Source organism: Chryseobacterium sp. FR054 (assembly GCF_056844565.1).
This window is the reverse complement of sequence record NZ_JBXDSA010000004.1, coordinates 1-21,269: the sequence shown is the minus strand read 5'-3', so window position 1 is coordinate 21,269 and position 21,269 is coordinate 1. Positions and strand designations below refer to the sequence as shown.

Below are 21,269 nucleotides of genomic sequence, written 5' to 3'. Positions count from 1 at the left end.
GCCAAAACCTATACAGCAAATTTTCAAAATCTGCCCAATCAGCGAAAGACAAATATTTACAAAAATATGGGTGTTCTGTGGGAAGCAGCAAGCAATAACCTATGCTCCGAAAAATATTTTCACACCTCAATAAACTTTTTCTTCTGGTGCGCATCCGGAAGAAAACACTTTTGATTAGCCAGTTTCATTCTGTTTCGGGAAACAAGGTCATAGGCTTTATCACTCAGGAAGGATGGGAAAATTTTTCCAACAGCGGATAACTTGTATATCCCTCCCAGTATATCAGCGATTTTAAGTACTGCCCGGGACTTGGTAAGGTAATACTTTCCGGGTTTCCAAAGGTATAAAGTGTTGAAAACTTTCGTCTCCAATCCTCTTTCAGACAGGAACTTCTGTCCGAAATCCGACTGCAGGGAAGCAAACATGAACTGATCTTTCCGGTCTCTTTCCAGGATCCACTGTACCCAGAAATTGCAGACTCCGCAGTCTCCGTCAAAAAATACAATATGCTTATCTTCCCAGTTCTCCTGCATGGTGATCGATGTTAAAATGAAGTTTTAATTTCAGTATCTTCTTTGGCTTTCTTGAAATAGTCAGCCAGTTCCTGGCGCTGTCTGTCTGTTAGTTTTGCATCCTGATGGCCTATATAATAGGATTCCAGAGGCATTTCCTTTTTTTCAACCATTTCTATACATTCTTCCAGTTTATGCAGCTGCTGTTTGGGCTCGTATACTGCAAAGGTAGAAAAATTAAGATGCTTTCTGCCTTCATCTATATGATTTTTAACAAACCATGATGCAGGTGAAATATTGGAGTACCACGGATACTTCGTTTCATTGGAGTGGCAGTCGTAACAGGAGCTTCTGATGATCTTTGCCGTAGTTTCCGGTGTTTTTTTGATCTTCAGAAAATCCATGCCCGGCGTAGGAGGCGGATTGGTTTTGTCAATCGGGAAAAACTGAATCATGATAAAGGCAACGAGTAAGATAACAAGTATTTTTTTCATACCAATTTTATGCTTGTTTCCTATAAAAATAATCAAATTTTATCAAACTACCTTTATTTTTAATTTAAATAGGAAAAATTCATTTGAATCATTCTAAATATGATAATTCCTTATTGCTTTTTGTACAGATGTTTTTAAAAATTAACTAACTTAATTGCATGATTGTATCTTTTGCCGGAAGTGCTGTTGAAGAATCAGTAATTTCCGGATTGTTATAGTTTTTAACTATCATTTAAATTAAAATTAATAGATTGTGTTTATTGAGTAGGCTTTGTAAGTTTGTCATATTCTTACAACAGAGAAATTAAACGGTATTAATCAACATAAAATTTAAACGACAATGGAAAAAGATTTGAATGACATCAGTAAATGCCCGTTCCATAACGGAACAATGAAACAGAGTGTAGCCGGTGGCGGAACCCAGAATAAAGACTGGTGGCCCAATCAGCTGAGAGTGGATCTTCTTCGCCAGCATTCCTCTCTGTCTGATCCTATGGAAAACGGTTTTGATTATGCAGCAGCATTTAATAACCTTGATCTGGAAGCCGTGAAAAAAGATCTTCATGCTTTAATGACCGATTCACAGGACTGGTGGCCGGCAGATTTCGGACATTACGGTCCTTTATTCATCCGTATGGCCTGGCACAGTGCCGGAACGTACAGGGTGGGTGACGGAAGAGGAGGAGCCGGCTCCGGACAGCAGCGTTTTGCCCCGCTGAACAGCTGGCCTGATAATGTAAGCCTGGATAAAGCCAGAAGACTTCTATGGCCGGTTAAACAGAAATATGGAAGGAATATTTCATGGGCGGATCTTCTGATCCTTACCGGAAATGTAGCCCTGGAATCTATGGGCTTTAAAACATTCGGATTTGCAGGTGGCCGTGAAGATGTATGGGAGCCGGATGCTGATGTGTACTGGGGATCGGAAAAAACATGGCTGGGAGGTGATCTCCGTTATGCCCACGGTTCTGAAGGCGTTGCAGAACGTCACGGCGTTCTTCCTACCGATGATAATGCAGATGGTGATATCCATTCCCGTAATCTTGAAAATCCTCTGGCTGCCGTACAGATGGGGCTTATCTATGTAAACCCTGAAGGTCCGGACGGAAATCCCGATCCGATTGCAGCTGCTAAAGATATCCGCGATACCTTCGGACGTATGGCTATGAATGATGAAGAAACCGTTGCTTTGATTGCAGGCGGGCATACCTTTGGGAAAACACATGGTGCGGGTCCGGCAGATCACGTAGGAAAAGAACCGGAAGCTGCGGGAATCGAACTTCAGGGATTGGGATGGAGCAGCTCCTATAAATCAGGAAGCGGAGCAGATGCCATTTCCAGCGGCCTGGAAGTAACCTGGACTGAGACTCCAACCGAATGGAGCAATTATTTCTTTAAAAATCTGTTCGAAAATGAATGGGAATTAACGAAAAGCCCGGCCGGAGCCCATCAGTGGATAGCTAAAAACGGTGCTGAAATTATTCCTGATGCATTTGATCCCTCTAAAAAACACAGACCAACCATGCTCACAACGGATTTGTCATTGAGACTTGATCCCGTTTACGAAAAAATTTCAAGGCATTTCTATGAAAACCCCGATGCCTTCGCAGACGCTTTTGCAAGAGCATGGTTTAAACTTACCCATAGAGATATGGGGCCAAAGTCCAGATATCTGGGACCGGATGTACCTGCTGAAGAACTGATCTGGCAGGATCCTCTACCGGAAGTAGACCATGAACTGGTAAATGAATCAGATGTTGAAGCATTAAAAGAAAAGGTTTTAAATTCCGGTCTTAATATTTCCGAGCTGGTATCCACGGCCTGGGCTTCCGCTTCTACTTTCAGAGGAAGTGATAAACGGGGCGGGGCTAATGGAGCCAGAATCAGGCTGGCGCCACAAAAATACTGGGCAGCCAATAATCCTTCCCAATTACAGAATGTTCTGAACGGGCTGGAAAAAATTCAGAAAGAATTCAATGATGCTCAAACCGGAGGAAAAAAGATATCAATAGCAGACCTCATTGTTTTGGCAGGAAGCGCGGCGGTAGAAAAAGCAGTGAAAGATGCCGGGTATAATTTTAAAGTGCCTTTTGCACCGGGAAGAACGGATGCGTCACAGGAACAGACCGATGTAGAATCTATGGGCTACCTGGAACCGGCTGCAGACGGCTTCCGTAACTATCTGAAAAGAAAATTCTCGGTACCTACCGAATCTTTATTAATAGACAAAGCACAGCTCCTGACCCTTACAGCTCCTGAACTTACCGTACTGATCGGAGGAATGCGTGCATTAGATACCAACTTTGACGGCTCAAAACATGGGATTTTCACAGACAGACCAGGTGTACTGACCAACGATTTCTTTGTTAATCTGCTGGATATGAGAACGCAGTGGAAGTCTGTTTCCGCAGATAATGAACTTTATGAAGGAAGCGACCGTTCTACCGGTCAGAAAAAATGGACAGCTACCCGCGCCGATTTGGTTTTCGGTTCCAATTCCGAATTGAGAGCTGTTGCCGAAGTATATGGAAGTGCAGATGCTCAGGAAAAATTTGTAAAAGATTTCATCGCTGCATGGACAAAAATAATGAATCTGGACAGATTTGATCTGAAATAAAGATCTCTGATAGAGATGATGTTATATGTACCCCTGACCAAATTGGTTAGGGGTATTTATGTTAAAATATCAATATGAAATGACGCTATCCTGCTACGCAGCGGGGCTGATAAGTGATTTGACGCAGCGGTATTTAAAGATAATAAAAAAAAACATCTCCCGATACCGCTACGCAAAGTCTCCTGACTTTGCGCCAATGCATCAGTCCTCATAATTATTATATTTCCAAAATTCATTAGTCTTATTTAAAATTATGTTTGTTAAAAGCCGGCACGAGCAGAACGCTCGCGCCAGCGTGGGATTTTTATTGTTCTGTTTATCCTTGCTCAAAGTCGGGAGACTTTGCGCAGCGGGGTATCCTGCTGCGCAGCGGGGCTGATAAGTGATTTGACGCAGCGGTATTTAAAGATAATAAAAAAACAGCTCCCGATATCAGAAGCTGTTTGATCTTAAACTGTAGACTCACAGGGATTCGAACCCCAGATGACTGAACCAAAATCAGTAGTGTTACCGCTACACCATGAGTCTCTGTTTTTAGTGGCGCAAAATTATAAAAATTATTTAATTTAAAAAAATATTTTTTGCAGATTCAGATGTGAAAAAGGGGGTGTTCTATGTAATGAAATGATTATGAACAGAATAAATAAGATAAAAAAATAACCGGAAATAGCAGACATAAGCCTGATTTTTCATCTGCTAAATAATAAAACCTTATCTTTGCAAAAAATTGGGCTCCAAAAGTTGGAGAAACCCATTAATAATTTAATTTATTAAACATTTTTATGTCGAATATTGTCGCAATCGTTGGACGTCCCAACGTAGGAAAATCCACGCTTTTTAACCGTTTACTTGAAAGAAGAGAGGCCATCGTAGATTCTACGGCTGGTGTTACCAGAGACCGTCATTACGGAAAGTCCGACTGGAACGGGGTAGATTTTACAGTTATTGATACCGGCGGTTACGATGTAGGAACGGATGATATTTTTGAAGAGGAGATCCGTAAGCAGGTTCAGCTGGCGGTAGACGAAGCTACTTCTATCATTTTTATGATGAATGTGGATGAAGGGCTTACCGATACAGACCATGAGATCTACCGTCTTTTGAGAAGATCAAACAAGCCGATCTATATTGTAATCAACAAAGTGGATTCCGCAAAAGAAGAACTTCCCGCTACCGAGTTTTACCAGTTGGGAATTGATAAATATTACACCCTTTCCTCAGCAACGGGTTCCGGAACAGGAGACCTTCTGGATGATATTGTAAGAGATTTCCCGACCACAGATTATAAAGACCCGTTTGAAGGATTACCTAAGATCACCATTGCAGGACGTCCTAATGTGGGTAAATCTACTTTAACGAATGCCCTTCTGGATGTTGAAAGAAACATTGTAACAGATATTGCCGGAACCACAAGAGACAGTATTCAGACCCTTTATAACAAATTTGGTCATGAGTTTGTGCTGGTAGATACTGCCGGAATGAGAAGAAAGTCCAAAGTGAACGAAGATCTGGAATTTTACTCCGTAATGAGATCAATCCGTTCCATTGAATATTCTGACGTAGTGATCATCATGGTAGATGCTACCCAGGGATGGGAGTCTCAGGATATGAATATCTTTGGTCTCGCGCAGAAAAACAGAAAAGGAATTGTGATCCTGGTCAATAAATGGGATCTTATCGAGGACAAGCAGACCAATACGATGCGTGATTTCGAGAAAGTGATCAAAGACAAAATAGGTCAGTTCCATGATGTTCCGATCCTGTTTGTGTCGGCACTAACGAAACAGAGAATTCTGAAAGCTGTGGAAGTGGCTATGGAAGTATACGAAGACCGTAAGAAAAAGATCAAAACTTCAAAACTGAACGAAGTAATGCTTCCTATTTTCGAGCAGACTCCACCGCCTGCCAACAAAGGAAAATATATCAAAATCAAGTACTGTGTACAGCTGCCGACCCCGTCACCACAGTTTGTATTCTTCTGCAACCTGCCACAGTATGTAAAAGAACCGTACAAAAGATTTACTGAAAATCAGCTGAGAAAAGAATTCGGATTTACCGGAGTTCCGATCGAAGTGTATTTCAGACAGAAATAAATAGATGCCGATAAAAACCGGACTGTAAATAACAAAAATGCCGGAGAGGATTCATTTCTTTCCGGTATTTTACTTTACTGAATAAGCTTAACTCTGAATTGGATTTCCTGATTGGGATAAATATTTCATTCTTTACAAAATAAGGACATATTTTTCCTGAAAAAAACTTTTCATTATCAACCGGATTTACGGCAGCCGAATGGGTGGGATTGGGTAAATATACTCCGTTTCTTGTTTTTTAGTTGTAATTTTGCAGGAACTAACGAAGATTAACTGTAATAAAAAAATTAAAATATTCATGCTTCATATTTTATCGCAAAATTTTTCCCTTGTTAATGAATGGATCAATGAACTAAGAAATGTTGAGGTGCAGCATGACCGTATGAGATTCCGCAGAAATATGGAACGCATCGGTGAAATTGCAGCCTTTGAAATCAGTAAAGAACTGGAGCATAGAGAAGTTGAAATTCAGACTCCTTTAGATACGATAAAAACTAAAGAAATTGCAGTTCAGCCTGTTATCACTACCATTCTGAGGGCCGGAGTACCTCTGTTTGAAGGAATCCTGAACTATCTGGACAAAGCCGACTGTGGTTTTGTGGCTGCATACAGAAAACATGATGCCAACGATTATTTCTCCATTAAGCAGGATTACCTTACCTGTCCGAATATTGAAGGAAGACCGCTCATTGTTGCTGATCCGATGCTGGCTACCGGAGCTTCTCTTATTGAAGCCATCAAAGACCTTCTGACCAACGGAACACCTACCCAGCTGCATATTGTTGTGGCAATTGCTTCCAGACAGGGGGTGGAAACCATTGAAAAAGCTTATCCTGACGCAAAGATCTGGGTCGGCGCTATCGACGAAAACCTGACTTCCAAAGGATATATCACACCCGGACTTGGAGATGCAGGAGACCTGAGCTACGGAGAAAAACTTCAGCGGTAAACTTCAGGAAAGATTCCAGAAATCTTTCATCAGACCCAACAGTAAATTTGGCCGTACTTTGTCCATAGGATGCCGGGTATCCGGCAGTATGGCCAGTTTTGCATCCGGAATATGGCGGGATGCGTTCACACTTTCTTCAATGCTGACCATCTGATCCTTATCCCCCGTCATAATCTGTACCGGAATATTAATCGAAGAAAGACTTTCCCCATTCAGCGGTGGATTCTGTCCAAGAGAAACCATCATACCGGCAATGGAAGGAAGCAGCTGTTTCCATGCCGTGCCATGCAGATTTTCCAGTTGTTCCGCATATCTGGGTATTTTTGAAAGAATAGCTTCAGGATCAAGCATTTTACTTTCCTGTAAGGCCTGTTCGGCAGTCCAGCTGAATTTTGTTCCCAAAGTCATCACAGAACTGATTCTGTCAGGATATTGCTGCGCTGCACAAAGAGCAACATAGCCACCCATACTGTGTCCTAAAATATCAACATGTTCCAGATTTTCACAGGTAAGATAATCCATCAGCTCTTCAGTATATTTTTCCACTGTAATCCCATTCTCTGGGAATCCGGTTTTGCCATGCCCCGAAAATAAAAAAGTGTGTACCCTGAAATATTTTGACATTTCCTCCAGATAAGGATCGAACAGATTGGTGTGCCCCAAAGCACCATGCAGTAACAGCAGATTTTTCATGATCATGATTTTGTCCGAAATTAAGGAAAAGAACCGGAAGAACAAAGATGGAGAGATGAATCGTTTCGTAGAATGTAAGAGCCTGAAAAATAGATAGAATAAAAACAGATCTGCCTGACTTATGCATCCACAGCCATCACCAGAACGCTCACTTTATTGTCTCCTGCGTTCAGGAACTCCCAGGCAATGGATGAAACCGTATTTCCTGTGGTGAAAACATCATCGATCAGGAGAATGTGCTTTCCGGTGATTTTTTCCGTGAGAGAAAAAGCAGCCGTATTTTCCAGACGGTGTTTTTTATCCTTTAAGGCCTGGGCTTTGGAATAATGATTTCTTCTGACCAGACCGTGAGCGTAAGGAATGTTGTAAAATTCTGACAGCGCAAGGGTATATAAATGAAGCTGGTTATAGCCTCTTTCTCTGAGCTTTCTGGGATGAAGCGGAACCGGAACCAGAAGATCCGGCTTTCCTCCTCTGAAATCCAGCCGCTCGGAAGTCCATGAAGCAATAATTTTTCCTGCATTTTCCCTGCTTTTATATTTCAGCTCATGAATGATCTTCCGGCTCAATCCTTCTTTTTCAAACTGCATCAGTCCATAAGTGTTTTCGGCAGGAAATAAAAGCCTGCATTTTTCTTTAATACTGTTCTCTCCGGAATAATCGGCATGGGTAAAATTGATCTGTGAAAAACACAGATCACAAACCAAAAGATCAGCATCAATAATCCTGCTGCAGCTGATACACCGGTTCGGGAAAAATAGGTCTAATATCATCTGTGCTTATTTCGAAATTAAAGATAAAAGTTAAAGATTAGTTGTAATATCTGCAACCTTCTGTTTGAAATAAGTTACTTTTATTAAAATTTATCGCTATTCAACAGTTTTTCTGATCTTTTCAATTGCATTTTTCATATTCCTGTTGAAATATTCCTTCTCCAGCCGTACAGGGGGAGCCTGTCTTACTTCACAGTCTGCAATGCTGCAGGATTCGCAGGTAACTCCTACATTGATGGTTTTTAATGACGGAGACTTTATAAAGCCGATTTTTTTTATCGTTTGGGAATTCAGTAAAATCCCGAGACAGTAACTTCGGTTGCTGCCATCCGAAAACGGATTTTTCTGGGAGGTGGAAATCACCAGATAACTTACACCCTGATCCTTATAATGAGAGATCTGAGCATCCGTAAGCGTTTCGTTCTCCTTTAAAAGATGCAGGTTTTTAACGGCAATCCATCTCCGGCAGTAATGTTCGTTCATTGCATTGGCATGAGGAGCCTGCTGATGATTCAGATGAAGTTCTTTTAAAATCTGGATTTTATCTGAATCTTTTTTCTTCACCAGGCAGAGGTAAAACAGATCTTTGATTCCCAGTTCCGAAGACAGAATATTGGTGAGCCTGTAATAAAAGGTCTCCGGTGAATCCGTAAAATCCAGGATCAGTTTTTCAAAATTTCCCGGTATCCATTCATGCTGCAGAAAGAATTCGGAAGTACGTTCAGTTACCTTCCTTTTGGAAATCAGTAAGGCTCCTGCAAAATAGGAGGCGTAAAAATTGTTGAGAATCTCCTCAAAACTTCCGAAATCCAGCCAGGAATAAGTGTTGGGCCGGATTTTTAATTCCAGGACATTAAATCCGATCTCTTTAGCCAGAATGAATGTTCGCTGATCTTTTTCCAGTTTCTGATTCAGCAGAAGCAGTTTTTTCCCAGGAATAAACAGAGAGCGTAGATTTCCCAGTGTTCCGAATGCGTCAAAATCTTCAGAACGGATGCTGTATCCGAATTTTTCCGTAAGAATATTCTCCAGAACAGAAGCCTTGAGATCTTTACCGGTATCAAGTTTGTTTTTCTGTGCAAACTCAGCTGTTTTTTCTTCAATTTCAGGAAAGTAATTATCATATAATTCCTGGAAAGACCGGAGTACCGCAAAATAAAAACGTTCTTTTCCCAGGTTGTAATTCTGAGAGATTTCAATCAGGGCATTAATAAAGGCGGTTACCTTTTTAGGGGCATCACTGATGATGCTGATGAGGTTATTTTTATTGATGCCGAAAAGTTCCAGAGGAATCTCTTTAAAGAAATCCGACTGGAGAATTTCATTAAAAGGAGCCAGGCTTTTGTCCAGCTTCGTGGAAACAAGATCATCAAAAGTACAGTCCAGGGATTCCGAAAGCTGAATGATCTTGTCATGTTTCGGATATTTTTTACCGTTCTCAATCTCGTTGAGGTAAGATTTAGACAGTCCTGTCTTTACAGCAAGATCTTGAAGAGACCAGTTTTTCTTTTGTCTCAGCTGCTTGAGCTTAAGCCCGAAAACAGTTTTGATGTAATCACTTTCTGAATGCATATTCAAATATAAATAATGATTGCGGTTATTCGCATAATAAATTTTAAAAATAATTAGCGAACGTTCGCTGTTTGTGAAAATTTTTATTTATGTTTGTAAAATCAAAACTCAAAATCAGCATATTATGGAAACCGAAACACAATTCAAAATAAACGCCCGGAAGCAGTTTGAAACAGTTTTTACTCCTGATCTGAACGATTTTCTGATTGCTTTACACCGGAATTTTAATGAAAGAAGACTGGAACTTTTAGACAGCAGAAAAAAAGTACAGTCGGAGTTTGACCAGGGAAAACTTCCTGAATTTTTATCCGAAACAGAAAACATACGCCAGGGCAATTGGACCTGTGCTCCGCTTCCGGAAGATCTTCTGGACAGAAGAGTAGAAATTACGGGCCCCGTAGACAGGAAAATGATCATCAATGCGCTGAATTCAGGAGCAAAGACCTTTATGGCTGATTTTGAAGACAGCAGTTCGCCCACCTGGGAAAACTGTATTCAGGGACAGATCAATCTGGCGGATGCCGTAAGAAAAAACATCGGTTTTGCAGCTGAAAACGGAAAATCTTATACGCTCGCTGAAAATACAGCCGTACTTCTTGTACGTCCCAGAGGGCTGCATCTTCCGGAAAAACATATTGAAATTGACGGAGAAAAAGCCTCAGGCTCACTGATCGATTTTGGAATTTACTTTTTTAACAATGTGCAGCAGCTTTTGAAAAACGGAAGCGGACCGTATTTTTACCTGCCCAAACTGGAACATTATAAAGAAGCACGCTGGTGGAATGAGGTGTTTGTTTTTGCCCAAAACTATCTGGGAATTGCTAACGGAACCATTAAAGCCACTGTTCTGATAGAAACCATTACCGCATCGTTTCAGATCGACGAAATTCTGTATGAATTGAAAGATCACAGCTCAGGACTTAACTGCGGACGGTGGGATTATATTTTCTCCTATATTAAAAAATTCAGAAACCTGCCCGGATTTATGGTGCCTGACAGGGATCAGGTTACTATGGCATCGCCATTTATGAGTGCCTATTCCAAAAGGGTTATTGAAATCTGCCACAAAAGAAATGTACATGCAATAGGAGGAATGGCAGCACAGATTCCGGTGAAAGGGGATGAGGAAGCCAATAAAATAGCCTTTGAAAAAGTAAGAGGCGATAAAGAACGTGAAGTGAAAAACGGTCATGACGGAACCTGGGTGGCTCACCCTGCTTTGGTACAGGTAGCTATGGAAGTATTTGACCGCTACATGCCTGAAGCCAGCCAGATCAGTAAAAAATTTGAATACCATATCAGAGAAAGCGATCTGCTGGAAGTTCCCCGTGGCAAAATGACCGAAAAAGGAGTCCGGAAAAATATCAACATTGGAATCCTATACCTGGAAAGCTGGCTGATGGGAACAGGTGCGGCAGCCATCTACAACCTTATGGAAGATGCAGCCACAGCAGAAATCTCCAGAACCCAGCTGTGGCAATGGCTGAAAAATGAAGCAGAACTTATGGACGGCAGAACACTGACCCGCGAAATGATTCTTCAGTGGGAAACCGAAGAAATGGAACATATTGAAAAATATGTGGGAGAAATCCGTTTCAGAAACGGGAAATTCAACTTAGCCAAAGAACTTTTCAATGAACTCGTTTTCTCAGAAAAATTTGAAGAATTTCTTACCCTGAAAGCTTATCCTTTTATTGACTGAAATCAGGGAAATCTTTAACCTTATCTAATCAAAAAATCCAAATATTATGAAAACAAAACACGAACAGATCCACGCTTTAGAACAGGATTGGCTGAACAATCCGCGCTGGAACGGAGTAAAAAGAACCTATACGGCTGAAGAAGTCCTGAAACTCCGGGGTTCCTATAAAATTGAATATACCATTGCAACGGAAATGTCTGTAAAGCTCTGGGATAAGCTGAATAACCAGGATTATGTGGCCGGGCTTGGTGCTCTTACCGGAAATCAGGCTGTTCAGGAAGTGGATGCAGGTCTTGAAGCCATATATCTGTCTGGATGGCAGGTGGCAGCTGATGCCAATCTTTCCGGAGAAATGTATCCGGATCAGTCACTTTATCCCGCCAATTCAGTGCCTTCCGTTGTGAAAAAGATTAACAATGCCTTATTGAGAGCAGATCAGATTCAGTCTGTAAACGCAACCGGAGACAGGGAATACCTTGTTCCTGTCGTTGCCGATGCAGAAGCCGGATTTGGAGGTAACCTGAATGCTTTCGAACTGATGAAGCAGATGATTGAAGCCGGAGCAGCCGGAGTACATTTTGAAGACCAGCTTTCTTCAGCTAAAAAATGCGGGCATCTGGGCGGAAAAGTTCTGGTTCCTACCCAGGAAGCCATCAACAAACTTATTGCAGCCCGTCTTGCAGCGGATGTACTGGGAGTACCGAGCGTAATTGTAGCAAGAACAGATGCTGACGCAGCGGATCTTCTGACTTCAGACATTGATGACAGGGATAAAAAATTTGTGACCGGGGAAAGAACTTCCGAAGGTTTTTATAGAGTAAGAAACGGAGTAGAGCAGGGAATTGACCGGGGGCTTTCTTATGCACCCTATGCAGATCTGATCTGGATGGAGACCTCTAATCCCGACCTGGAACAGGCCAGAAGATTTGCAGAAGGGATTCATGCGCAGTTTCCTGGCAAAATGCTTGCCTATAACTGTTCACCTTCATTCAACTGGGCTGCAAAGCTGAGTGTGGAAGAAATGGGTAATTTCCGTGAAGAGCTGGCAAAAATGGGGTATAAATTCCAGTTTATCACCCTGGCAGGTTTCCATGCACTGAATACCTCTATGTTTGAATTGGCTTTAGCTTATAAAGAAAAAGGAATGGCGGGGTATTCGGAGCTTCAGGAACGTGAGTTTGCCCTTCAGCAGAAAGGATTCAGAGCGGTAAAGCACCAGTCGTTCGTGGGTACGGGATACTTCGATGAAATTCAGAATGTGGTAACCGGCGGCTCTTCTGCAACGGTAGCGATGAAAGATTCTACGGAGACAGCACAGTTTCACTGATCATTTTTTTTCCATATTTTTCTAATGTCAACCTTCCCGCTTTGGGAAGGTTTTCTTTGGATTTTTATATTGTTTATCAGTGTTTTATGCTTGTTGGTGATGAAGATTGAAAACCAAACCGTAACTATTAAAAATATGTATTATATTTGAGCGCGAAAAAAAACGGATTTTTTTGAAAAACTATAAAAAAATGAAACTAATTAAAGGATTTTTTATTGCTGCAGGATTAATGCTGACTGCCAATGCTGTGAATGCTCAACAGAAAATAGGAAACGTAAACACCGATGATGTTTTTGAAAGCCTGTCTGAAGTAAAGACTGCAACGGCAACTATTGAAACCATGACCAAGACCAAGCAGGCTGAAATTGAAAAGATGATCGGTCAGTATCAGACCAAACTGAAAGCTGCACAGGATAAAGAAAAGACATTAAGTGAAGCCAATAAAGAAACTGTGACTAAAGAATTAATGGCGGCACAGACCGAACTGGAAGGTTTGGGTAAAAAAATAGAAGAAGCCAGAACACAGGCTGCCAAAGATATTTCAAACAAGCAGAATGAACTGGTTACTCCACTTCAGCAAAAAGTAAAAACAGCAATTATTGCCGTAGCAAAAGAAAAAAATCTGAGCTATGTATTTGATACAGCATCTCAAGGTGGCAATAACCTTATCTATACAGACGGAAGTGAGGATATCACTGCTATCGTAAAAGCTAAACTGGGAGCCTCTGCAACACCTGCCAAACCGGCTGCAAAAAAATAATATTTTACAATTAACTCTATAAAACGGAACCGGATTAATATCTGGTTCCGTTTTTTTATTTATCGGGTATAGCTTGGATCAGAGATACTTTATCAGGGATAATGAAGTTAGGTTTAAAGGCAGGAATCAGGAATTTACTTTTATCTTCTGACTTCAGACTTTGCCAGTCAGAAATTATGATCCCGGATTGAGGTTATTTAATAAATTTGAATAAATTTTTCAGACATGAACTTAGTATACGAAAAGCAGATAAAAGTTACAGAAGAACATATTGACCGGAATCGTCATGTAAACAATGTGCAGTATGTACACTGGGTAGAAGAAATGGCCGCAGAGCACTGGGATCTTCTGAAGCAGAAAACCGGATATGTGAATGATGTCTGGATGCTGGTGGACCATCATATACAATACAAAAAACAGGTTTACCTGGGAGATATCATCACGGTAAAAACATATCCGAAAGCCCCGGAAGGGATCAGACAGCCCCGGAAGGTTGAATTTTACTGTAATGACCGGCTGGTTGTGGATTCCCATACACAGTGGGTATTGGTGGATAGAAACACTCAGAAAATAAAAAGACTTGAAAACGGATGGCTTGGGAAGCTGTCCAATAGCTGAAGACCGTATCAGTTAGGTTAATGATACGTTAATGGCGGCCAAAGCAGGAAGTTCAGCTGTTTATTTTTGTAAGTTTACTCCTGATAAAAGGTCCCGTAGGATATGCGGAATAAACAGGCTTTAAGATTACAGGAGTTATTATGCTAAAGAAATATTTATTATTAAACCTGATGCTGGTCTCCGCTTTAGGTTTTTCACAGGATAAAAAATCAGAAATACAGATTCCCTCCCAGCTTACAGACAGCAGAAGTCTGAATAAATCAGTGAAAAATATCGGAGGGGAGCTTAAAGAATACACAATTGTCGGATTAGGCGAGGGAACGCACGGAACAAAAGAATTTAATGAGATCCGGAGTGAAATTTCAAAAAAACTTATTGATAAACACGATTTCAGGATTGTCGCATTTGAAAGTGCCTATGGTGATGCCGCCTTTCTGAATGATGCTGTAAATTCAGATACAGATCTGAAAACTGCATTGAAAAACTACATGACCTCTATCTGGCAGACAAAAGAGATCGAAAATTTACTGGCCTGGATAAGAGAATACAACAAAAATCACAAGGATAAAGTAATTATTTCAGGTTTCGATACCAATGCTCTGGAAAACAGTGCCCGGATTTTAAAACAGTCTGAAATTAAAGACGGTCAATATTCGGAAATCACAGAACAAATTAAAAAGAAAGCCGTATTTCAGGATGAAATGTGGGAAAAACAGAACGATCCCTCTTTTAAACTGGATATGAAGGTGATGATAAAGAACGGAACGGAAGGTTACCTGCTGACCCGGAAAATAGACAGTATCTACGGAAACAGAATGAACCGGGATTCCAGACTGGCCCTGTATCATCTTCAGCTTGGTTTTGAGATTCCTTATGAAGCCGGTAAAAAGAATTATGATGTTTCCAGGGATCGCATCATGGCAGATATGATCAGAAAAGTACAGTCGGAATATCATAAAAAAATGATTCTTTTTGCCCATAATGCCCATGTTGCCCTGAAACCGGTTCTGGTAGACGGGATGGGAGGTTTTTTAAAAGAAAAATACGGGAAAGGGTATTACGCCCTGGCCACCTTTACAGCATCCGGAAGTTACAGCGCAACAACAGATCCGCGCGCCGTAAAAAGCAATAAATATAATGCCTATGCTTTGCCGGAACTATTGGAAAATGGCTGGGAAGAGCAGCTGATAGAGAAAAGCTCAGGAAATTATTTTGCAGACTTTCAAAAAGATCACACCGGATTGTATGGAAAATCTTTCAGAGCAAGGTTTGTAGGATATGGTCCGGTTACTCCTGAAGCAGAAAAGTTTACCATCACGGAACCGTTAAAACTCAATGAATGTTTCGATGGCCTTATCTTTATTAAAAATACAAGTGCTGCAGAGCACTTAGCTGGCAGCTGATGCCACGCATCTGCAATCAATCTCTTGATGACCTGGCTTCCTGTAAGTCAGGTTATTTTTTATCCCCCAAAAACCGGATATTCCAAAAATTAAATAGGAATCTGTCCTGATGGATTAATTTTTTTTATTTTTTGAAAGTTAATTTCGGAAAATTGTAGATACGGTATGATCACAATGAGTATATTTGGCTGTCAGCGGTAAAGCTGTATCAATATAATCACACGAAATACAGGAATTAATATGGGAGCATGGGGATACAAAGCACTGGAAAGCGATGAGGGAATGGATGTTATAGATTTTATCAGAGACTATACGGAAACAAAATATCCGGGTAATGGTCCGGTGGATCTGAAACTTTCAGAAGTGATCACGGCATTGAAAGAAGCCGGTTTTTTCGGAGAAACACTGGAAGAGGTTGATTTTTTTTATGATCATTCAGCGATGGCTCTTGCAGAATTATACCTGATGTTTCAAAAAACGGGAGCATTGAATTATCCGGATGAAGAAGATGAAACCCGTGATCTTAAAAAGCGGATCCGTTCATTTACGGGGGATTCGGAGGATTTCAATTTTTTGCTTCGCTATCTTACCGATATTAAGAATGAAGTACCGGATGAGTATGGAGAACGCGAGATTGCAGAACTTTGGAAAGATTCCGATGTTTATAACGAATGGCTTGAGAACCTCACGCTTCTAATAGATGGCCTTCAGGAAAAAAATAATTAAAATCTTACTATAAATGGGACTGGATATTTCTTATAATACCGATAATCACGACGATATTTTTACCTTTGAATATATTACAGAAGACAGGTGGACAAAGCTTCACGGTCTGAGCCGCAGTTTTGCAAATTTTATGAATAGGAAAAACGTGATTCCTGATACAGAAAAAACAGAACTGGAACAGATTTCTGAAATTACAGGAATAGATCTTTCAGTAATCCGTCATTTAGATGAAATCCCGGATGGAGAGGAAATGGAAGAAATAAGAGAATATGATCCTGAATTTTACGAAGAACAAAAAAAGGAGTATGAAATTCAGATGAAAAAGATCAGCAGTAATCTGGATGAAGTTTCCGCGAAAATAGCAGAACTTATTGCGGCACTGAATGAGAAAGAAGACCTTTCTTTTCTGTTGCAGCCTACATCCTTTGATTCTCTGAATAATTCGGTATATTTCAAAAAAGAAAATCAGGGTAAAGATAATTTCTATGCCGATTTGAACAATTTTAAAAACTTTCTGGATTATGCGGGACCAAGAGGAACAAAAACAGTCTGGTTCAGATATTTCTGATCTGCTGCTGACAGCCGCCATTCATATTAAATAAACAAAAGGCCATACCGGCCGTATAAAAACTATATAACATGAAAATTCATTATACGGTAATATTATTACTGTTTAGCCTTACAGCAAACGGTCAGGAGAACCTCTACTGGTTTTCGGACGATATTGAAAAGAAGGTTGTTCAGGATTCAACAAAAGATAAGTCATGGACAAGCCAGATGGGGGCTACCTACTATTCGATAAGCGGAAACTATAAACAGGGGCTTGTTAACTGGGACAAAATGTTCGGAAGACCTAAGAAGATCAGCAGTGCCGACAGCCTGAAGTTGACAAAAATGACCCCCGTTAATGCCAAAGACTATATTCTGAGCAGGGCAGCGAATGAAAAAATGATCATCATCAACGAAGCTCACCATAATGCAAGCCACAGAAATTTTGCCTCATCCCTGCTTCAGGGATTATATGATAAAGGATACAGATATCTGGGCGTTGAAACCCTGAGAAATGACGGATCTCTGCATATCGGGAATTTTGCCACACAGGATGCCGGAATGTATTCCCAGGAACCCGAATTCGGAAACTTTATTTATCAGGCTTTGAAAATCGGATTTAAGCTGTTTCCCTATGATACAGAAGAAAAAAACGGGAAAGAAAGGGAAATAGGTGAAGCACAGAATATTTATGATTTCATGCAGAAGAATAAAGACGGGAAATACCTCATCTACTGCGGCTATCAGCATGCTTACAAAGGAATTCACCGGTCATGGGAAAAAACGATGACAGGAAGGCTTTCGGATATGGCCTCTATCAATCCTTTCACTATCGACCAGACCCAGTTTTCAGAAAAAAGCGATCCGAAATACAATGAACCGCTGATCAGAATCGTTAACCGTAAAGATCCTGTTGTACTTACAGATGAAAACCAGGTACCTTACAACGGAGAAGACAAGGAACTGTACACTGATGTTAAAATAATCCATCCTGTTACAGAATATGTGAAGGGAAGACCAGGCTGGATGCTGAACGGAAACAGGAAATTCTATAAAATTCCAAAATCAGGGATCTCAAAATTTCCGGTACTCATTCAGGCATACAGAAAAGGAGAATTTGAGAAAAAAGGGATTCCCGCTGATATTATTGAACTGAACAGTTCAAAAGACAGCCGTTTTATGATTCTGGATAAAGGAAAGTATGATATTATAATCCTGAACAGGGAATATAAGGTCATCAGGAGGTTTGAAACAACAGTATAACTTCAGAGAACAGAAAAATGGATATTGTAAAACATATCGGAAAACATACGGAGAATTTACAGAAAGGTCTTGAAAGATCGTCCATAGAACAGAGAAAAAGCCTGATTATAGCTTTACTGAAGTTTTATTTTCTTTTGGATAATTTTGAGCAGGTTATTGCGAAATATATCAGGATTGAAATTGATAAAAACCGGTTCATCTCAGATCTTAGAAATGAAAATGTTCAGCAGTATAAGGAAGCGATTGCTAAAAGTCTGGACGGACTGGACGAATATGCCGATGATTATGAAGAGCCTGGGCCTGTTGAAATATTTGTACTGGATGCATTTTCCTGTGCGGTTTCTGATGTGGAAAATGCAGGAAATGTAACAGGTTTGCTGACCGGAGTGATTGATGTGCTGGATTATTTTGAAAATTTTTCTGAAGAACCTGAATTCTGGAATGATGTTTTGGAAAAAGAAGTCCGTTTTCAGAATGAAATTCTGTCTGAAACAGATCTCCGGAAAACCTTTGATCCTTCAATATACCATGAACGGTATGAGGAAATAATAAATAAACATAAATTATGAAACAGATGCACACAGATCAGGAATTTTACTTTTCAGCCGGGCTTTACGATATCCCGTGGGAAAGACTGGTTCACTGGTACGGCCGTGCCACCGATTTCCCCGCCTTTTTCTTCGATATGCTTTCAGATGATCCTGAAAAAAAGAAAACAGCGATCGGAAAAATTGAAATGAATATCGAACACCAGGACGGAATCATGATGGCAACACCGTTTGCCCTGCTGTTCCTGTTCCGGCTCATGGCATTTGGTCAGGCAGATAAAAAACAGATTTTAAAAACAATTCTGGCAGTTGTAAAAGCGGCAGAGTATCAGACCGGATATTATGAAGGCCAGGAAGTAGAACGGAAAATAAGCCACATTCAGGATCTGCTGGATGATCAGTATATCTGGCCGGAATTTGAAAGTGAAGATCAGGATGAAATACACTGGGAAGAGTTTGAATATGGTGATGAACATTATTACTGGCTGAAATATATTTTTGATATCACCGGTGCATATGCTTTTACCCTGACAAATCTTACGGATCAGACAGAGAAAGATATAGCCGGGGAAATTCTTAAGCTGCTTACAAAAACAAACAATCAATTCAAATAATATCATATGGGATTATTTAACAAAATTTTCGGACAGCCGGATAAACAGAATTCTGATAACCCTCAAAGTGTACAGCCGGAACAGGCACCATGCAAAACAGAACAGGAACTTCTTGAACGTTATGGTGGGATAGCCTTCGATAAGCAGATAGACTTTGGAGAAGTAATCGGTGATAACAACTGGAATGTAGATATCGGACAGGGAATCATCAGTTTTGGTGAAAATCTTACTTTTCCAATGCAGGTGCTGGGAACTTTTTCCCATTCATCAGAAACATGGCTTTGGGCATGGGCCAATGCACAGTCCAACCTTCCTGAAAACATCATCAGGCAGTCTCTTCAGCTTAAAAAATATGGGGAAGACAACGGAATTGAACTTTTAAGCCTTAATACCTTCGACTCTTCAATGGAAGACCTGCATCTCATAGGCATGACTGCGTCGGGAATGTTTGAGGCAAGCGGTTATTATATTGCAGATTACGGACAGGGCGCTATGGTGGTAACCGTGAAAAGTGACCTTATAGATCAGGCTAAGAGCGATGATCATCTCAGGATTTTTACTGCCTTTCCCCAACTGATCTCACAGCTTGAAATGAATCATAAAAATGCCTTGAAAAATTATCTGACGATTAAAGGATATCAGGTAACCGAAACGGAAAACTCTGTGCAAGGAACACTAAACGGAAATTCCGTGACCGGTGAATTTGATGATTTATCAAGGTTGGTCAATTTAAAAGGATAAAAAAACGCCGGGCAAAAGGATGATATTTGATAAATAACCTGAGCTCGGAGATAATGAATTTAGTAATAAAAAGACTTGAAAATGGAAGAAGGAGACTGGAAGCTATTTCCGGTTACAGATACTGAAAGTTAACGAAAGATCAGATGGTCTTAAAAGATGAACATTTATTATCGGTGGCTTTCATAATTTCCTTCTTCCAGCTTCAGGTCTATATCAGTAAGTGAGGTTAAATATGATGAAGGCTGTGATCGGAATAAGCTGCTTCATTGCAGTTCTGGTTTTGTATAATTATCCGGTTTTTGATAACAAGGGAATTTCATACCTGATTCTTTTTCTGTGTCTGGCTGCTGTTTCTTTTGCAGGGGCAAAAATATATTCACCGGATGACCATGATGAATATGAAACCGTAGAGAAGGAAATGGATGAGCTTCTGAATTTTGATGGAATTTTCGAGTATAAAAAAGATGGATTCTATATTACTCAGAATAAGATTACAGATTTTGTAAAATGGAGTGACATCATAGAGGTAAATTCGTTTAACATTCCTTTACCGTACCGGATAAAACAGGCAGGACTTGAAATAATTACAGATCATAAAAATTATGAATTCGGCAGCGGAAATACACCCGGAATTGAAAAATTGGGAGATCAGCTTTTCAGAAATCTTTCAGACTGGAAATTGGATTCGCCTTTAATAAAAGTAAATAATAACGGACTTGAAAAAGCCAATCTATACACAAGAAAATCCATAAAATAAACGTTGATATTTCTGAGATCAATGATATAATATATGATCAACCTGTGAAGTAAACAGGATCTTTATACACTTCCTTACCCTCTTCAGGATTTCTGAAAAATAAAAAGTAACAACAGTCAAAGCCACCTGGTTTTGGATATGATTATACATGTCCTAGATCCAGTCCATTCAATCTGTTTCTCAATTTCTATTTCAATATTCATTAAAAAAAATTTTCTGAAAAACACGACACGTTCTGTCGCTTTGAAGCCATAGCTTTGCCAAAGAGAGAAAATTTCTTTTGTAAAATTGAGAAAAATATGGAAATGATAAAATAAATAGTATTAGATCCCGTTCAAGTGATACCGCTGTCTTAAAAAGTGTTAAATTTGCAGTGGGAATACAAAAACTAATATTAACTTAAAAAAAGACATCAATACATGAGAAAAAAATATGCAGGCGTTCTGGCTGTATGTGCTGTCCTTACTTTTCCTGCTCAGGAAGTAGTATGGCAGAAAGACCTCAGATCCACTACCCAGGATTTCTTAAGCCAGATTACCACCACCATCGATCAGCAGT

20 protein-coding genes and 1 tRNA gene are annotated in these 21,269 nt (G+C 40.2%); 15 read left to right on the top strand and 6 right to left on the bottom strand.

Features of this window, described 5'->3' with window-relative positions; all coding sequences use genetic code 11:
* Window positions 1-119: 119 nt before the first annotated feature.
* Entirely contained in the window at window positions 120-533 is a 414-nt protein-coding gene (locus AC106S_RS16335; RefSeq protein WP_482440661.1) for a thiol-disulfide oxidoreductase DCC family protein, read from the bottom strand.
* Window positions 534-544: 11 nt separating this feature from the next.
* Window positions 545-1,006 (bottom strand): heme-binding domain-containing protein, encoded by a 462-nt coding sequence (locus AC106S_RS16330; RefSeq protein WP_482440660.1) that lies wholly within the window; start codon window positions 1,004-1,006, stop codon window positions 545-547.
* A 340-nt stretch (window positions 1,007-1,346) separates the two neighbouring features.
* Between AC106S_RS16330 and katG the strand changes: the two genes are divergently transcribed.
* Window positions 1,347-3,623 (top strand): catalase/peroxidase HPI, encoded by a 2,277-nt coding sequence (gene katG / locus AC106S_RS16325; protein ID WP_482440658.1) that lies wholly within the window; start codon window positions 1,347-1,349, stop codon window positions 3,621-3,623.
* Window positions 3,624-4,080: 457 nt separating this feature from the next.
* Here the strand turns inward: katG and AC106S_RS16320 are convergent.
* Window positions 4,081-4,151: transfer RNA gene (locus tag AC106S_RS16320), tRNA-Gln, on the bottom strand.
* A 254-nt stretch (window positions 4,152-4,405) separates the two neighbouring features.
* On the opposite strand from AC106S_RS16320, the gene der reads away from it, so the two are divergent.
* Both der and upp read left to right on the top strand, forming a co-directional pair.
* Window positions 4,406-5,716, top strand: coding sequence for a ribosome biogenesis GTPase Der (der, locus tag AC106S_RS16315; protein ID WP_482440657.1), 1,311 nt, complete (start codon window positions 4,406-4,408; stop codon window positions 5,714-5,716).
* A 298-nt stretch (window positions 5,717-6,014) separates the two neighbouring features.
* Window positions 6,015-6,665 (top strand): uracil phosphoribosyltransferase, encoded by a 651-nt coding sequence (gene upp / locus AC106S_RS16310; protein ID WP_482440655.1) that lies wholly within the window; start codon window positions 6,015-6,017, stop codon window positions 6,663-6,665.
* 3 nt (window positions 6,666-6,668) lie between these two features.
* Here the strand turns inward: upp and AC106S_RS16305 are convergent, their stop codons facing one another.
* From AC106S_RS16305 to AC106S_RS16295, 3 genes are all read right to left on the bottom strand, one after another.
* Window positions 6,669-7,358, bottom strand: coding sequence for an alpha/beta fold hydrolase (locus AC106S_RS16305; protein ID WP_482440654.1), 690 nt, complete (start codon window positions 7,356-7,358; stop codon window positions 6,669-6,671).
* A 119-nt stretch (window positions 7,359-7,477) separates the two neighbouring features.
* Window positions 7,478-8,131, bottom strand: a complete 654-nt coding sequence (locus tag AC106S_RS16300) for a ComF family protein (RefSeq protein ID WP_482440652.1) — start codon at window positions 8,129-8,131, stop codon at window positions 7,478-7,480.
* 96 nt (window positions 8,132-8,227) lie between these two features.
* Window positions 8,228-9,703, bottom strand: a complete 1,476-nt coding sequence (locus AC106S_RS16295) for a helix-turn-helix domain-containing protein (protein WP_482440650.1) — start codon at window positions 9,701-9,703, stop codon at window positions 8,228-8,230.
* A gap of 124 nt (window positions 9,704-9,827) precedes the next feature.
* On the opposite strand from AC106S_RS16295, the gene aceB reads away from it, so the two are divergent.
* From aceB to AC106S_RS16235, 12 genes are all read left to right on the top strand, one after another.
* Window positions 9,828-11,405 (top strand): malate synthase A, encoded by a 1,578-nt coding sequence (gene aceB, locus AC106S_RS16290; protein ID WP_482440648.1) that lies wholly within the window; start codon window positions 9,828-9,830, stop codon window positions 11,403-11,405.
* Window positions 11,406-11,451: 46 nt separating this feature from the next.
* Complete coding sequence (gene aceA / locus AC106S_RS16285; RefSeq protein WP_482440646.1) at window positions 11,452-12,732, top strand: isocitrate lyase; 1,281 nt, start codon at window positions 11,452-11,454, stop codon at window positions 12,730-12,732.
* Window positions 12,733-12,922: 190 nt separating this feature from the next.
* Window positions 12,923-13,492, top strand: a complete 570-nt coding sequence (locus AC106S_RS16280) for an OmpH/Skp family outer membrane protein (protein WP_482440644.1) — start codon at window positions 12,923-12,925, stop codon at window positions 13,490-13,492.
* 225 nt (window positions 13,493-13,717) lie between these two features.
* Window positions 13,718-14,110, top strand: coding sequence for an acyl-CoA thioesterase (locus tag AC106S_RS16275; protein ID WP_482440642.1), 393 nt, complete (start codon window positions 13,718-13,720; stop codon window positions 14,108-14,110).
* Window positions 14,111-14,250: 140 nt separating this feature from the next.
* Window positions 14,251-15,513: an erythromycin esterase family protein gene (locus AC106S_RS16270; protein ID WP_482440640.1), complete on the top strand. Its 1,263-nt coding sequence runs from the start codon at window positions 14,251-14,253 to the stop codon at window positions 15,511-15,513.
* Window positions 15,514-15,753: 240 nt separating this feature from the next.
* Window positions 15,754-16,239 (top strand): DUF4259 domain-containing protein, encoded by a 486-nt coding sequence (locus AC106S_RS16265; protein WP_482440638.1) that lies wholly within the window; start codon window positions 15,754-15,756, stop codon window positions 16,237-16,239.
* 13 nt (window positions 16,240-16,252) lie between these two features.
* Window positions 16,253-16,807 carry a hypothetical protein gene (locus tag AC106S_RS16260; RefSeq protein ID WP_482440637.1) on the top strand — a complete coding sequence of 185 codons (555 nt, stop codon included), beginning with the start codon at window positions 16,253-16,255 and terminating at the stop codon, window positions 16,805-16,807.
* A 71-nt stretch (window positions 16,808-16,878) separates the two neighbouring features.
* Complete coding sequence (locus tag AC106S_RS16255) at window positions 16,879-18,051, top strand: hypothetical protein (RefSeq protein WP_482440635.1); 1,173 nt, start codon at window positions 16,879-16,881, stop codon at window positions 18,049-18,051.
* Window positions 18,052-18,068: 17 nt separating this feature from the next.
* The gene (locus AC106S_RS16250; protein ID WP_482440633.1) at window positions 18,069-18,620 is read left to right on the top strand and encodes a hypothetical protein; all 552 of its coding nucleotides are present in this window, start codon (window positions 18,069-18,071) and stop codon (window positions 18,618-18,620) included.
* Entirely contained in the window at window positions 18,617-19,213 is a 597-nt protein-coding gene (locus tag AC106S_RS16245) for a hypothetical protein (RefSeq protein ID WP_482440632.1), read from the top strand. The genes AC106S_RS16250 and AC106S_RS16245 overlap by 4 nt, the downstream gene beginning before the upstream one ends.
* A 6-nt stretch (window positions 19,214-19,219) precedes the next feature.
* Window positions 19,220-19,954: a DUF6882 domain-containing protein gene (locus AC106S_RS16240; protein ID WP_482440630.1), complete on the top strand. Its 735-nt coding sequence runs from the start codon at window positions 19,220-19,222 to the stop codon at window positions 19,952-19,954.
* Window positions 19,955-20,186: 232 nt separating this feature from the next.
* Complete coding sequence (locus AC106S_RS16235; RefSeq protein ID WP_482440628.1) at window positions 20,187-20,711, top strand: hypothetical protein; 525 nt, start codon at window positions 20,187-20,189, stop codon at window positions 20,709-20,711.
* Window positions 20,712-21,269 lie beyond the last annotated feature (558 nt).

What these genes read in the sequence shown, in the direction of transcription:
- AC106S_RS16295 (WP_482440650.1), bottom strand. Translation starts at nt 9,703, where the DNA reads ATGCATTCAGAAAGTGATTACATCAAAACTGTTTTCGGGCTTAAGCTC.
- AC106S_RS16275 (WP_482440642.1), top strand. Translation starts at nt 13,718, where the DNA reads ATGAACTTAGTATACGAAAAGCAGATAAAAGTTACAGAAGAACATATT.
- AC106S_RS16300 (WP_482440652.1), bottom strand. Translation starts at nt 8,131, where the DNA reads ATGATATTAGACCTATTTTTCCCGAACCGGTGTATCAGCTGCAGCAGG.
- AC106S_RS16330 (WP_482440660.1), bottom strand. Translation starts at nt 1,006, where the DNA reads ATGAAAAAAATACTTGTTATCTTACTCGTTGCCTTTATCATGATTCAG.
- AC106S_RS16255 (WP_482440635.1), top strand. Translation starts at nt 16,879, where the DNA reads ATGAAAATTCATTATACGGTAATATTATTACTGTTTAGCCTTACAGCA.
- katG (WP_482440658.1), top strand. Translation starts at nt 1,347, where the DNA reads ATGGAAAAAGATTTGAATGACATCAGTAAATGCCCGTTCCATAACGGA.
- aceB (WP_482440648.1), top strand. Translation starts at nt 9,828, where the DNA reads ATGGAAACCGAAACACAATTCAAAATAAACGCCCGGAAGCAGTTTGAA.
- AC106S_RS16245 (WP_482440632.1), top strand. Translation starts at nt 18,617, where the DNA reads ATGAAACAGATGCACACAGATCAGGAATTTTACTTTTCAGCCGGGCTT.
- der (WP_482440657.1), top strand. Translation starts at nt 4,406, where the DNA reads ATGTCGAATATTGTCGCAATCGTTGGACGTCCCAACGTAGGAAAATCC.
- AC106S_RS16240 (WP_482440630.1), top strand. Translation starts at nt 19,220, where the DNA reads ATGGGATTATTTAACAAAATTTTCGGACAGCCGGATAAACAGAATTCT.
- upp (WP_482440655.1), top strand. Translation starts at nt 6,015, where the DNA reads ATGCTTCATATTTTATCGCAAAATTTTTCCCTTGTTAATGAATGGATC.
- AC106S_RS16235 (WP_482440628.1), top strand. Translation starts at nt 20,187, where the DNA reads ATGATGAAGGCTGTGATCGGAATAAGCTGCTTCATTGCAGTTCTGGTT.
- AC106S_RS16260 (WP_482440637.1), top strand. Translation starts at nt 16,253, where the DNA reads ATGGGACTGGATATTTCTTATAATACCGATAATCACGACGATATTTTT.
- aceA (WP_482440646.1), top strand. Translation starts at nt 11,452, where the DNA reads ATGAAAACAAAACACGAACAGATCCACGCTTTAGAACAGGATTGGCTG.
- AC106S_RS16270 (WP_482440640.1), top strand. Translation starts at nt 14,251, where the DNA reads ATGCTAAAGAAATATTTATTATTAAACCTGATGCTGGTCTCCGCTTTA.
- AC106S_RS16305 (WP_482440654.1), bottom strand. Translation starts at nt 7,358, where the DNA reads ATGAAAAATCTGCTGTTACTGCATGGTGCTTTGGGGCACACCAATCTG.
- AC106S_RS16280 (WP_482440644.1), top strand. Translation starts at nt 12,923, where the DNA reads ATGAAACTAATTAAAGGATTTTTTATTGCTGCAGGATTAATGCTGACT.
- AC106S_RS16335 (WP_482440661.1), bottom strand. Translation starts at nt 533, where the DNA reads ATGCAGGAGAACTGGGAAGATAAGCATATTGTATTTTTTGACGGAGAC.
- AC106S_RS16265 (WP_482440638.1), top strand. Translation starts at nt 15,754, where the DNA reads ATGGGAGCATGGGGATACAAAGCACTGGAAAGCGATGAGGGAATGGAT.
- AC106S_RS16250 (WP_482440633.1), top strand. Translation starts at nt 18,069, where the DNA reads ATGGATATTGTAAAACATATCGGAAAACATACGGAGAATTTACAGAAA.